General features: G+C 65.0%; 5 protein-coding genes. 4 read left to right on the plus strand and 1 reads right to left on the minus strand.

What is annotated here, in order from left to right:
* The 4 genes from P0D70_RS10225 to P0D70_RS10240 form a co-directional block, all read left to right on the plus strand.
* Positions 1 to 4,956, plus strand: a 4,956-nt coding sequence (locus P0D70_RS10225; RefSeq protein ID WP_408184358.1) for a non-ribosomal peptide synthetase, incomplete at its 5' end; no start/stop codon positions are given.
* Between the two features lie 51 nt (positions 4,957 to 5,007).
* Positions 5,008 to 10,032, plus strand: coding sequence for a non-ribosomal peptide synthetase (locus P0D70_RS10230; protein ID WP_408184359.1), 5,025 nt, complete (start codon positions 5,008 to 5,010; stop codon positions 10,030 to 10,032).
* A 122-nt stretch (positions 10,033 to 10,154) separates the two neighbouring features.
* The gene (locus tag P0D70_RS10235; protein ID WP_408184360.1) at positions 10,155 to 11,525 is read left to right on the plus strand and encodes a lysine N(6)-hydroxylase/L-ornithine N(5)-oxygenase family protein; all 1,371 of its coding nucleotides are present in this window, start codon (positions 10,155 to 10,157) and stop codon (positions 11,523 to 11,525) included.
* A gap of 42 nt (positions 11,526 to 11,567) precedes the next feature.
* On the plus strand, positions 11,568 to 12,410 hold the full coding sequence (locus tag P0D70_RS10240) for a N(5)-hydroxyornithine transformylase PvdF (RefSeq protein WP_408184361.1): 843 nt from the start codon (positions 11,568 to 11,570) through the stop codon (positions 12,408 to 12,410).
* Between the two features lie 83 nt (positions 12,411 to 12,493).
* On the opposite strand, the gene P0D70_RS10245 is transcribed toward P0D70_RS10240, so the two are convergent.
* On the minus strand, positions 12,494 to 14,194 hold the full coding sequence (locus tag P0D70_RS10245; protein ID WP_408184362.1) for an MFS transporter: 1,701 nt from the start codon (positions 14,192 to 14,194) through the stop codon (positions 12,494 to 12,496).
* Positions 14,195 to 14,272 lie beyond the last annotated feature (78 nt).

Consider the following 14,272-nt stretch of genomic DNA (forward strand, 5'->3'; position numbering starts at 1 on the left):
GGGGGGGGGGGGGGGGGGCCCCCCCCCCCCCCCCATGGGCCCCCCGCCGACGCGCCGCAAGGCCCGACCGAAGAAACCCTCGCCGCCGTCTGGAAGGACGTGCTCAAAGCCGAACGTGTGGGCCGCGACGACAACTTCTTCGAACTGGGCGGCGACTCTATTCTGGTGTTGCAGGTGATCGCCCGTTCGCGCAAACGCGGCGTGCGCTTTACGCCCAAGCAACTATTCGATGCGCCAACGCTTGCGCAACTCGCGCGCGTCGCGACAACGGTGGAACTCGCCTTGCAAGCGGCTCCCACTATCCCGAATGCGCAAGGCACGCCACCCAAAACGGACGAGGCCACCACGCTCACGCCCGCACAACTGCGCTTCTTTGCGTTGGATATTCCGCAGCGTGGCCACTGGAATCAATCCATTGAACTCGACGCGCAAGCGCCGTTCGACTTCGACGCATTCGCCCGCGCCTTCGAAACGCTGCTGACGCACCACGACATTTTCCGCCAGCGTTTCGCCCCGGTCGGATCGCATGGCGAATGGCGGCTCACGCTGGCCGCGCAAGCGTTCGAAACACTGCCGCTAGCAGCGGTCTGCGCACGCGACGAGGCCGACGCGCTCGCTCAGTTCGACGCGTTGCAAAGCACGCTCGATCTGACACGCGGCCCGCTCGTCTGCGCCTTGGCTGCGCTGCTGCCTGACGGTGCCACCAAACTCTATCTGGCGATCCATCACATCGTCGTCGACGGTGTGTCGTGGCGCGTGCTGCTGGACGATCTCGATGCGGTCTATCGTGCCGCTTGCGAGCGCCGCAGCGTGCGGCTCGCGTCGACGGGAACGAGCGCGCAGGAATGGGCGGCGCGCCTCGCGCGCGCCGCACGCGACACGACGCACTCGCCGTTCGCCGCCGAAATACCGTATTGGACCGCGCTCGCCGCGCCGTACGACGATCTGCCGCTCGACCGTCCGCACGCCAGGGCGACCAACGCCGACGCGCAATCCGTGATCCAGACGATCGGCGCCGATCTCACGCGCGCCGCGTTGACGCAGGCGAATGCCGCCTATCGAACGCAGACGATCGAACTGCTGATTGCCGCGCTGACGCAGTCGCTCGGCTTGCCGGTGTGCCGCATCGAACTCGAAGGCCATGGCCGCGAGGCCTTGTTCGACGACGTCGACGTGAGCCGCACGCCAGGCTGGCTGACGAGTCACTATCCGGTGCAGTTCTCGCTTGAAAGCACCCCGGCCGCTACGCTCGGCGCGGTCAAGGACACGTTGCGCGCGGTGCCGAACAAAGGCCTCGGTTTCGGCGTGCTGCGCCACTACGGCGACACGGCGACGCGTGCGGCGCTCGCCGCCGTGCCGCGTCCGCATGTGACCTTCAACTACCTCGGCCAGTTCGACGCCCCTCGCGAGGCGGCGCTCGTACCGCGTTTCGGTGGCGCGGGCCGCGAGCGCGATCCGGCGGGGCCGATCGGCAACGCGTTGGCGATTCACGCCTATATCGACGGCGACGCCACGCGCACGCTCAAAGTCCATTGGGTCTACGGCGCGACGCAATTCGAGCGCGCCACTGTGGAGGCACTCGCGCAGCGCTTCGAGGGCGCGCTCGCTCAACTGGTTGGCGCATGCGCTGGGCGTCTTGCGCAACGAGGCGGCGGCGCAACGCCTGGCGATTATCCGCTCGCGCGGGCGGGCGGCCTGACACAGGCTGCTATCGAACGCATGCCGCTCGACTTGCGCACGATCGACGATATCTATCCGCTTTCGCCGATGCAGCACGGCATTCTGTTTCACTCTCTATTCGCGCCCGAGCAGTCCACTTATGTGAATCAATTGGTCGCGACGTTGATCGACCCGGATGTGGAGCGCCTGCGTGCGGCATTCGAGGCGGCGGTGCCGCGCCATGACATTTTGCGCACGAGCTTCACGCCGGATGAAGCGGCGCCGATGCAGATCGTGCATCGCCAGGCGCGCATGCCCGTCGAGATTCTCGACTGGCGCGAGCGCGGCGCGGGTGCGATGGATGCTTTCGAAAACTGGCTTAGCGCCGACCGCTCGCGCGGTTTCGATCTGACATCGCCGCCGCTGATGCGCGTCACGCTGATCCGCATCACGGACAATGCATGGCGTCTCGTCTGGACGCGTCACCATTTGCTGCTCGATGGCTGGAGCACCGCGCGCTTCTTTGCGGATGTGCTGCGCGATTACATCGAGCCGCCGCGTCCGCAGCTGTTCGCTGCGCCCGCGAAGACGCGCTATCGCGACTTCATCGCGTGGCTGGCCGCGCGTGATGCCGACAGCGCGCGCGCATTCTGGCTGCAACGCCTCGCGCTGCTCGACGAGCCGACGCTGGTTGCCGCGCCGGAGTCCGCAAGCGGTCGCCGCGAATCGCGCCATCTCACGCGCCGTGAAACCGTCGACGCAGCCACGACGGCGCGTCTAATCGACACCGCGCGCCGTCTGAAAGTCACGCTCAATACGATGGTGCAAGGCGCGTGGGCGCTCGCGCTGCAACGTATGACGCATCACACGGCAGTCGCCTTCGGCGCGACCGTCGCGGGCCGTCCCGACGCGCTGCCGGACGTCGATACCGTGCTCGGTCTGTTCATCAACACGCTGCCGGTGATCACCGCGCCGTTGCCGCAACGCCGGGCCTCGGCATGGCTGCACGACCTGCAGCGCGATAACGCCGCGGCCGCCGAGCACGCGCATACGCCGCTGTCTGAAATCCAGCAATGGGCGGGGCAGGGTGGCGGCGCGCTGTTCGACACGTTGGTCGTGTTCGAAAACTACCCCGTGGACGAAGCCTGGCAGGGCCGCGACGAGCGAGCGCTGAAGCTGCGTGAGCTGCGCAATATCGAAGCGACGGACTTCGCTCTCACGCTGGTGATCGAAGCGGGCACCACGCTTACGATCGACTACGGTTACGACGCCGCGCAACTCGATGACGCGCGTGTCGCCGCGTTGCATCGCGCGTTCGCTTCGTGCCTCGTGGGCCTGATCGCAAATCCGGACGCGCGGCTCGGCACGATTTCGATTGCCACGGCGGACGACCTCGCCGCGCTGAACCGCTTCAACGCGACGGCGCAAGCGTGGCCGCTCACGCAGCAACAGGCCCTGCATCGGCAGTTCGAACAGAAGGCGTTGATATCGCCAGAGGCTATCGCGCTGGAATTCGCCGATCCGCAAGGACGCACGCACCAGATGTCCTACGGCGAACTCGACGCGAACGCCGATCGCGTCGCCGCCGCGCTCATCGAAGCAGGCGTGCGCGCGGACACGGCGGTGGCGCTGTGTGTCGAGCGCTCGTTCGACATGGTGGTGGCGCTGATCGGCGTGCTCAAAGCGGGCGCGGCTTATCTGCCGATCGATCCCGACTATCCGGCGGAGCGCATCGCGTATCTGCTCGACGACGCGAAACCGGCCGTCGTGCTGACACAGCCCAATCTGCTGGAACGGGTCACGAACGCAGTCAACAGCACCGGCGCGAAAATCCTGACCGTCGACGCACTACGCGGCGCGGACTTCACGCTCAGCGCTCCGGTCGCAGTCGCGCCCGATCAGCTCGCTTACCTGATCTACACCTCGGGTTCGACTGGCAAGCCGAAAGGCGCGGGCAATACGCATCGCGCACTGGCGAACCGGATTGCGTGGATGCAGGACGCGTATCGCCTCGACGCCCGCGACGTCGTGTTGCACAAGACGCCGTTCGGTTTCGACGTGTCGGTATGGGAGTTCGTGTGGCCGCTCGCCGTCGGCGCGAAGCTCGCGATCGCGGCGCCTGGCGAGCATCGCGATCCGGCGCGCCTCGTCGCCGCGATCGAAGCGCACCGCGTTACGACGCTGCATTTCGTGCCGTCGATGCTCGCGGCCTTCGTCGCTCACCTGGAAGATTTCCACGCGGCGGCGCGCTGCGCGAGTATCGAGCGGATTGTCGCGAGCGGCGAAGCGCTTGCGCCGGAACTGGCGGCGCGCGTAGCAAAGCAACTGCCTCATGCGCGGCTCTACAACCTCTACGGCCCGACCGAAGCGGCCATCGACGTTTCGCACTGGACTTGCGATGTGCGCGACGCCGACGCGGCCTCCATGCCGATCGGTCATCCGATTGCGAACCTGCAACTACACGTGCTCGACGCGGCGTTGCAACCGTTGCCGCAAGGCGCGATCGGCGAACTGTACCTGGGCGGCGTGGGACTTGCGCGCGGCTATCTTGGCCGTGCCGCGCTGACAGCCGATCGCTTTGTTCCCGATCCGTTCTCGCACGGCGCGCGGCTCTATCGAACCGGCGACCTTGCACGCCGCCGCGCGGACGGGGCGCTCGACTATCTCGGCCGTATGGATACGCAGGTGAAACTGCGTGGCCAGCGCGTCGAGCCGGGCGAAATCGAAGCGCTGCTGCGGGCGGCACCGGGCGTGCACGATGCCGTGGTGATCGTGCGTGACGAGCAACTGATTGGCTACGTGGCGCGCAGCGCGAACAACGCGCTCGACACGCAGGCGCTGCTCGATGGCTTGCGAGCGCAACTGCCGTCGTACATGGTGCCTTCGCATCTGATCGCGATGGACGCGCTGCCGGTCACGCCGAACGGCAAATGCGACCGTCACGCGCTGCCCGCACCCGTGCGCGGCTCTGTCGGCGAACACGCCCTGGACTTGCCGGTCACCGAGACCGAACGCGAACTCGCCGAGATCTGGAAGCGCGTGCTGCGCGTCGACACGATTGGCCGCGACGAAGATTTCTTCGTGTTAGGCGGCCACTCGCTGCTTGCGACACAAGCCAACGCGCAGGCGAATCTGCACTGGGCGCTCATCTTGCCGCTACGCACCTTGTTCGACGAACGCACGTTGCAGCGCTGTGCCGCCGCGATCGATCGTGCGCTCGCCGAACGCGAGGCTCATGGAGCAGGCGATACCGCGAGCGCGATCGATGCACTGCTCGACGAATTCGAACTGCAATAAGCCCACCACATCGACCGATCGACCCGCCGACCCGCACTGAGACACCTGAGCATGACCACAGCCAAACCGGATCTGCTTTCCCTTGCGTCACGCTTCGCGCTGTTGCCGGACGCGCAGCGCAAAGCCTTTCTCACGAAGCTCGCCGCAGCCGGCATTGATTTTCGCGTGCTGCCGATTCCGCCGCGCACCGAGCGGACCGCGAGCGTGCCGGCGTCGTTTGCGCAAACGCGTCTGTGGCTGCATGCGCGGATGATCGATGAACCGGCGGCGTATCACATCACCGAACGCCTGCGGCTCGACGGCGCGCTCGATGCCAACGCATTGCGTCTTTCGTGCGATGCATTGGTTGCGCGCCACGAAGCGTTGCGCACCACCTTCGCTGAAAGCGGCGATGGCGTACTGCAAACGGTGCATGCGCCGTCGCGCTGCCCGTGGCGCGCGAGCGACGTGAGCACACTGCCCGCCGATCAGCGCGAGGCACGCGCTGCCGAGATTGCACGCGCCGATGAAGCGAAGCCCTTCGATCTGTCGCTCGGGCCGTTGGTGCGCGCTCACCTGATTCGCCTCGACGCGAGCACCCATTGGCTCGCGTTGACGACGCATCACATCGTGTCAGACGGTTGGTCCGCGGACGTCATGCTTGCCGAACTCGCGTCGTTCTATCGCGCGTATGCGAAGAGCGAAGCGGTGTCACTCGCGCCATTGCCGATCCAGTACGCCGACTTCGCGCTGTGGCAGCGCCGCTGGCTCGACGCGGGCGAGCGTGAGCGTCAATTGGTTTTCTGGCGCGAGCGGCTGGACGCGAATCGCGACGTACTGATGTTGCCGGGCGCATCGCCGCGTCCGGCTCAGCGTAGCGCGCGTGGGGCACGGCATCGTTTCGTTCTCGATACCGCGCTCGCTCAGCGCGTGAAGACCTTGGCCAATGCGCAGCGCGCGACGCCGTTCGCCGTATTGCTGGCGGCACTGAGCGCGTTGCTCGCGCGCTCGTCGGGGGAAACGCAGATTCAGATCGGTGTGCCCGCGGCGAATCGCGAGCGCGGCGAAGTGGCGGGTCTCGTCGGGTTCTTCGTGAATACGTTGACGCTGGCTACGCCCGTTTCGGCAACGCAACCGTTCGCCGCGCTGGTCAGCGCGACGCGACAAACGCTGATCGACGCCCAGTCGCATCAGGATGTGCCGTTCGAACAGGTGGTCGAAGCGCTGGGTGTGGTGCGCAGCGCGAGTCATCATCCGTTGTTTCAGGTAATGGCCGCTTATGGCGCGCGTCGGCGTTTGCCTTCACTTGCCGACGTGCGCATGACGGAGTTGCCATCGGGCGCGCCGTTCGCCAAATTCGATCTGACGCTGAGTTTCGAGGAGCGCGACGATGGTTCGATCGACGCGACCTTCATTTATGCGCTCGATCTGTTCGACGCCGACGCGATAGAGCGCCTTGCCGCGCGCTTTATCGAGTTGCTGTCGAACGCGGCGGCGGCACCCGCCATTGCGATCGGAGATGTGCGGTGGCTGCCTGAGGCCGAGCGCGTGCAACTCGATGCATGGAACAGCACGGCGCTACCGCGCGAAGCAACGTTCAGGCCGGTGCATCAGCGCGTGGCCGACCATGCCCATGCGCGGCCGGAAGCGCGCGGCGTCGCCGACATGAACTGCTCGCTCACGCGCGGCGAAGTGGATGCGCGCGCAACACGTTTGGCGCAGCGCCTCGTCGCGGCAGGCGTGCGTGCGGAAATGCGGGTGGGCGTGGCGTTGAGCCGCTCGGTCGACCTGCTGGTCGGCCTGATTGCCGCGTTGAAATCGGGCGGCGCGTTTGTACCGCTCGACCCGAGCCATCCGCGCGAGCGCCTCGCGCAGATTCTCGATGACGCGCAAATCACGCACGTCATCACGGAACGCGCGAGTCTCGCTGCGTTGCCGGCGTCGGATCGTTTACGGTTGTGGCCGATCGACGAGGAGCCGCAGCCTGAGGTTCAATGCGCGGCGGATGTCGAGTTGCCACGCGTGTCGCCACATCAGGCAGCTTACGTGATCTATACATCGGGCTCGACCGGCAAGCCGAAGGGCGTGGTGGTCGATCACGGTTCGTTTGCCCTGCATTGCGCGGCAATTGCGGAGCGCTACGGCGCCGGTGAGCGTGACGTTTTCCTGCTGTTCCAGTCGGTCAATTTCGACGGCGCGCATGAAGGCTGGTTCTCGCAGTACATGTCCGGCGCAGCCGTCGCCATTACCGCGGATACGTTGTGGCCGCCCGCGCAAACCTGCCGGATGATGGTTCGCGAAGGCGTGACCATGACCTATGTGCCGCCCGGTTGCGCAACCCAGCTCGCCGAATGGGCGCTCGCGCACGGTGCGCCGCCCAGCTTGCGCTCGTTGACGGTAGGCGGTGAAGCCACTTCGCGTGAAGCGTTTGCTCTGCTGCGCCGGGCGTTTCCGAAGGCGCGGATCGTCAACGGATACGGGCCGACCGAAACGGTCATCACGCCAATGCTGTGGATGTTCTATCCGACCGACGACACCGCGAAGCTCGCGGACAGCGCGTATCTGCCAATCGGCACGCTGGTCGGCGCGCGTTCGGCACATGTGCTCGATGCGCGCTTGAATCCACTGCCGGTCGGTGTGATCGGCGAGTTGTATCTGGGTGGCGAGGGTGTAGGCGTGGCGCGTGGTTATCTCGAACGGCCGGCACTCACGGCCGAGCGCTTCGTGCCGGATCCTTTCGGCGCACCGGGTGCGCGGCTCTATCGCACGGGTGACCTCGTCAAGCGGCGCGCGGACGGCGTGTTCGACTTTATCGGCCGTGTCGATCATCAGGTGAAGTTGCGCGGCTTGCGGATCGAACTGGGTGAGATCGAAGCGCAACTCGCCGCGCACGGCGACGTGCGCGAAGCTGTGGCGATCGTGCATGGCAAGGGCGCGCAAGCAGCGCTGGTGGCGTATGTCGAATTGAGCGCCGAAGCGCGCGAGCGCAGCACACGTGCGGATGTAGCGGAACTCGATGCGCATCTGCGTCATACGTTGCCTGACTACATGGTGCCCGCGCATATCGTCGTGCTCGACGCGTTGCCGCGCAATGCCAATAGCAAGGTGGACCGCGCGGCGTTGCCCGAACCGCAGCGCATCGAGCGGGCCTATCAGGCGCCCGCTGCCGGACTCGAAACCACGCTTGCGCAGATTTTCTGCGAAGTGCTGGGTGTGGAGCGTGTCGGCCGTGCCGATCATTTCTTCGAACTCGGCGGACATTCTCTTGCGGCGGTCCGCGTGGCGACGCGCGTGGCCGAACGTCTCGCGCGCGATGTGCCGGTGCGCACGCTCTTCGAAGCGCCGACGCTCGCGCAATACGCGCAGCGCGTGATGGCGTCGGCGCGCAGCGAAACGGTGGCGGATACCGGAGAACGACAGCCGGGAGGCGGTTCCAATTCACTTATCGCGCCGGACGCGAACGGCACCCCGCCGCTGTCTTCCGCGCAATTGAGCTTGTGGTTCCTCTGGCGCTCGCAACCGGACAGCGCGGCCTACAACATTCCTGTCGCGCTGCGTCTGCGTGGGCCGCTCGATAGCGTTGCATTGCGCGACGCGTTTGCTCAAGCCGCCGCGCGACATCCCGCGCTGCGCGTGCAGATCGTCGAACGCGACGGGCAACTGCCGGGCCAAAAAGTCGTGGACTCGGCGGCGTTCGAACTGCCGGTGATCGATCTTTCTGGCGACCCTTCGCAAGCCGAACGCGAGAAGGCCGCCGTCACGCTCAGCGACCACGACGCACTCACGCCGTTCCACCTGCTCGACGATGCGCCACTCTGGCGCGTGCGCTTAATACGCCTTGCCGAGCGGGATCATGTGCTGTCGCTGGTCGTGCATCACATCGTGTCGGACGGGCAGTCGATCGATCTGTGGCTCGAAGATGTGCGCGGCACTTATGTCGCGATCGTGCGTGGCGCGTCGCCGGCGGCCTCGGCGACGGGATCGCTTTCGGCTCGACAACTCGTCTTGCCTGTAGCCGCGCCGCGAGCGCGCCTGTCGTTCTGGCGCGATGCGTTGGCCGATGCGCCGTCGCAAGTGCTGCCTTCGCCGCCTTCGGGCCGCGTGGCGTCGCCCACCTGGCGCGCCGGACGCCTCGCGTTCGAATTGACCCCGGCTCTCGTGCGCCGTGCCCGTGCGATGGCGCTTGAAGTTCACGCCACCTTGCCCATGGTGTTGCATGCCGCGCTGAACGTCGCGCTTTATCGCGCGACGGGCGCAACGGATCAGCCGGTCGGCGTTCTCGCTTCCACGCGCGAACTGACGGGCGAAGCCGCACGCCACGCACTGGGACTTTTCATCAACGCGGTGGTCGTGCGGACGCGGCTCGCCAAAACGCATACACCGGTCACGCTGCTCGCCGAAGTGCGAGACGCCGCGCTCGCCGCTTATGCGCATGCGGACACGCCGTTCGCCGACGTGGTGGCGGCATTGCGCGCCACGCGCACCGAAGCCGGCAATCCGCTCTTTTCCGTGATGTTCAATTACCTGCGACCGGCCGGAACAGCGGGACGCGACTGGGCCGGCCTCACGCTCGACGATTTCAACGACGTGCGGCATCGGGTCGTGTTCGAATTGGAACTGGACGTGGTCGAACATGCCGACGGACGCGTGACGGGCGCCTTCTCGTATGCGAACGAGTTGGTGGACGGCCGCTTCGTCGAGGCACTGTCCGCCGACTATCTGGACGTGGTGCAACGGTTCGTCGACGCGCCGCATGCACAACTGGGCGTTGCTTCAGCGCGCTTCACCCTGGAGTCAGCCGGCGTTGCAACGAGCGCGCAAGCGAGCCCGGTATCTCACACTGAAGCAACGCGGCGCGCCACGGCACTCGAACGCGTATGGAGCGATCTGTTCGAAGGCAACACGCCCGCGCTTCATGACGATCTGTTCGAAGCGGGCGCAAGTTCGTTCGATGTCGTGCGCTTTGTCGATGCCGCGCGAGCCGCTGGTCACGCACTGGAGATTGCCGACGTGTTCGCCGCGCCAACCTTCACGCAACTGGGCGCTCGGCTCGATGCGCGAGCTTCTTGCGTTGCCGAGTTGCGCGACGGCGCTTGAACCCGGAGTCGAACACACAGCCCGGCAAAAAAGGCAGTGAATAAAAACCGCATCAATCACGAAAGATTTTTCGCCGGCCCGCGCATTTGGCGTGCCGGCTTCCACCGATAAGGACCTGCGACATGCACAGAGACACCGTATTTGATCTGATCGGAATCGGCTTCGGACCGTCGAATCTGGCGCTTGCCGTGCGCCTCGCCGAAGAAGCCGGCGTGTCGGACCTCACGCATTGCTTCATTGAGCGACAGCCGGAATTCGGCTGGCATCGCGGCATGCTGCTCGACGACTGCCGGATGCAGATTTCCTTCCTCAAGGATCTCGTGACCATGCGCGATCCGAAAAGTCGGTTCACGTTCATCAACTATCTGTTCGAACGCGGACGTCTGGCGGATTTCGTCAATTTGAAGAATTTCTATCCGACGCGCGTGGAGTTCCACGATTACCTGAGCTGGGTGGCGGCGTCGTTCGACGATCGCGTGAACTACGGCCAGACCGTGACCGGTATCGAAGCGATCAAGAGCGCTGACAATACCAACGACGTCGAAGCGTTACGCGTTTTCTCGCGCGATCACGAAGGCCGTGAATGGCAACGTGTGACACGGGCTCTGTCGGTCGGCATCGGTGGAGGGCCTCAGGTGCCGGAGGCGTTTGCCGCGCTCGGCACGCATAACATCGTGCATTCGTCGCAGTACCTCACGTCCATCGATCGCGTCGTCGAACCTGCGAACGGCGCGCGAAAACGCGTGGCGGTGATCGGCGCGGGGCAGAGCGCGGCCGAAGTGTTCGTCGATCTGACGCGCCGCTATCCGCATGTGGATGCGAGCCTTATCATTCGCTCGAGCGCGCTGAAACCCGCCGACGACAGCCCGTTCGTCAACGAGATTTTCAACCCCGCCTTTACCGATGTCGTCTACGCGCAGCCGCGCGACGGCCGGCGCGCGCTGATCGAGCGTTTTCGCGACACCAATTACGCGGTGGTCGATCGTCCGCTAATCGAGCAGATCTACGAAATGCTTTACCTGCAAAACGTCTGCGCCGAACCGCGCCACCGGTTGCTCGCGAATACCGGCATCGAAACGGCGGCGCGCACGGGCGGCGGCCGGATTGAGCTCACGCTGCGTGACCGTTTGAGCGGCCAGGCCCGCGCCGAGCAATTCGACGCGCTGGTGCTCGCGACAGGATATCGCCGCGACACGCATGCCGAGTTGCTGGAGGGGCTTGCGCCGCATCTGGGCGATGCGCTCACGCAAGGCAATGTCGAGCGCGATTACAGGCTCGCCACGCCGGTGACCTTCAAACCACGCATTTACCTGCAAGGCTGCTGTGAAGACAGCCATGGACTGTCCGACACGCTGCTGTCGGTTCTCGCGTTGCGCTCCGACGAAATCGCCGCTTCGCTTGCGCATTACGCATCGCGCGACCGTTCGGCTGACCGGTCGAGACAGACGCACGCAAACGCGACTCGCGCGGACCGCATGACTTTCGCGCTTTGATAGAAAGCGGCGCCACGACACACACACACATAGGAATCGACTATGCCGAAGAAAAAACTCGTTTATATCTGGTCATTACGAAACGCGGCCGCCGACAAGGCGGGTCAGGACATCGCGTACAAAAGCGGCGCGCGCTACATGAAGTCGGTACTGGAGTCGCTTGTCGAAGCGCTCAATGAAACCGCGCTCGGCGATCAATACTCGCTCGAAAAAGTTGTCTACGACGACGATGCCGGATCCGGCACGGACCGCGAAAAACTGAAGGAATATGGATTTGCTTACGAGCCGGGCAAGCGCTGGTTCTATCCGCCGAACTTGCGCGTGCAGGGCAAGCGGGTCAACGATCTGCTACTCGCGATTCCATCGACGTACCGGCGTGAGCCGCTCGATGCACCGGGCCGCGCGGCAGGCAAGAGCCGCTTTGAAAAGCACCTGCTCGATACGCTGGTGGCATTGAAAGCCGATATTGTCGTACTCGACGGTCTGCTGATCATTCTCGACGAACTGGTTCGGCCCGGCGCGCCGTTCTATCGCAAGATCGTGAATATTCACCCGGGCGTGACGCGTGCCGATTCGCCCTACGAGCGGCGCGGCGCCTACGCGACGCTCGACGCGCTCTACGGTGCGCGCGGCAAGAAAGTGGTCAACTGGAAGACGATGGAAACCGTGGCGGTCGAACCGTTGTATCTGACGGGCGCATCGTTTCACTATGTCGACAACGGGATCGACTCCGGCGAGGTGATTCACGACGTGCTGAATACCGAAATCGATAAGGACGATACGATCCTCGAACTACGCTGGAACAATTTCAACCGAAGCCTTTTCCCGGCTTTGAACGAAGGGCTCGCGATCATGGCCGGGCAGCCGGTGCAAGTCGAGGCGTGATGCGGTGAGGAGCAGCGCGCACGCGCCGCTCGAAGTGGCTATTGGGCGAGAACGAGGGGGTAAGCCATTTGATGACGCGCTATTCAGCACGCGTCGCATCGGCTCGCCTGTCGGGGCGCAGGCGCGCGTTCCCGGTGGCCCAGCCTTCGCGACGCGCTGCCGGAAATCACGAAACTGAGCGCGGCGAGCACCCACACGCCAATGCCGCCGTAGAGCATTACCCAGCCGAAACCTTGCATCAACGCAGCATGGACGATGCTGCCCGACGGATCGATGCGCGCTAACGCGGGAATCCCCGCTCTCACCGCTTCGACATCTCCCGCGGCAATTTTCTCGGCCAGTGCGCCGAGGGGCGCGGTGTCGAGCGTCTGCGGCAGCCGCGTCTTCAGATTGAAGAGAACGCCGCCTACCAGGATCGCCCCCATCAATGCGATGTTGATCGCGAGCGTAATCATCCGCGCGCTCATATCGATGCCGGACGCCATGCCCGCGCGTTCGGCGGGAACCGCGGCGGTCGTCGTATTGGTGACGGGCGTATTGGTGAGGCCGAGGCCCGCGCCGGCGATCACGCAACCGGGCAGCATGGTCCACGCGTTCGCATGCACGGCGGCGCTGCCGTATCGCATCAGCATGAAGCCGAGACCGATCGTAAACAGGCCCACGGGTATGGCGATTCCCGAGCCGTAACGCAGCGCGAGACGTTCGCCGAGCGGCGGGAAGAGCAGGGTCGGCAGCGTGTAGGCGAGCAAGGCGAGGCCGGCGCTCACGCTGTCGTAGCCGAGCCCGATCTGGAAATAGATCGGCAAATAGATCATGAATGGCCAGAAGCTGAAGTTCATGCCCGCCGAGCCCATCAGTGCGCCGGAAAACTGCGGAATCCTGAAGACCGCGAAGTCGAACATGGGGCGGGCACTGAGTTTCTCGGCAACCACAAAGGCCACGAAGGCGAGCAGCGTCGCCGCGATGATGAAGAGCGCGCGAGGATTGCCGAAGCCGAGCGCCGGAACCTGCGTGATGAAATACACGAGGCCGAACACCGCGAGCGACAGCGTGACGATGCCCGCCACGTCGAGCGTATGCGCATGCGGGTCGCGCGATTCCTGCACGCCGCCGAACACGAACGTCAAGGTCGCGACGGCGAGCAGCGCGTGCACCCAGAAGACCCACTGCCAGCTAGAGAGCGCGACGATCGTCCCGCCGATGATCGGCCCAAACCCGAGCCCGATGCCGAAGATGATGCCCCACGCGCTGAATGCGCGAGCGCGTTCCGGGCCCTCGTGGAACTGATGGGAGAGCACGGCCACCTGGCAGATCAGCATGGCGCCGCCGCTTGCGCCTTGCAGCAAACGCGCGACGATCAGCGTCGGCACGCTTTGCGCGAGTCCGCAGACCAGCGAGGTGATGCCGAACAGCGCGATGCCGATCACGAAGACGCGTCGGCGGCCGAAGCGGTCCGCCAGCGTGCCGGTCGCCATCAGCACCGTGGTCACGGCGAGCGTGTAGGCGTTCATGATCCACTGCATGCCTTTGAAATCGCCGTGCAGCACGCGCTCGAGCGTCGGCAGGATCACCGGCACGCTGGAGATTTCGAGGCCGAACATCAGCGACGCAAGACACACCGCGCCCAACGCCAGGGTGTTTTTTCGGAGTGAGAGGAACGCGCGCGGTGTTTTGTCATCGGCGGTCTGCTCGGGACGCACCTCGCGTGAGCCCGGCCGGCGTTCTGCCGCAGCCGTACGTGGCCGTTCTTCGCGCCGTGGCGGCGCGATCGGATCATTGTTCATGGATATTCACCTCGATAGTCGATGAGCTCGGCCCACACATGGACTGTGTAATATAGGGGGAATCTGTGTCCCTATTGA

The organism is Paraburkholderia sp. RL17-381-BIF-C, from assembly GCF_046026435.1.
GTDB lineage: Bacteria > Pseudomonadota > Gammaproteobacteria > Burkholderiales > Burkholderiaceae > Paraburkholderia.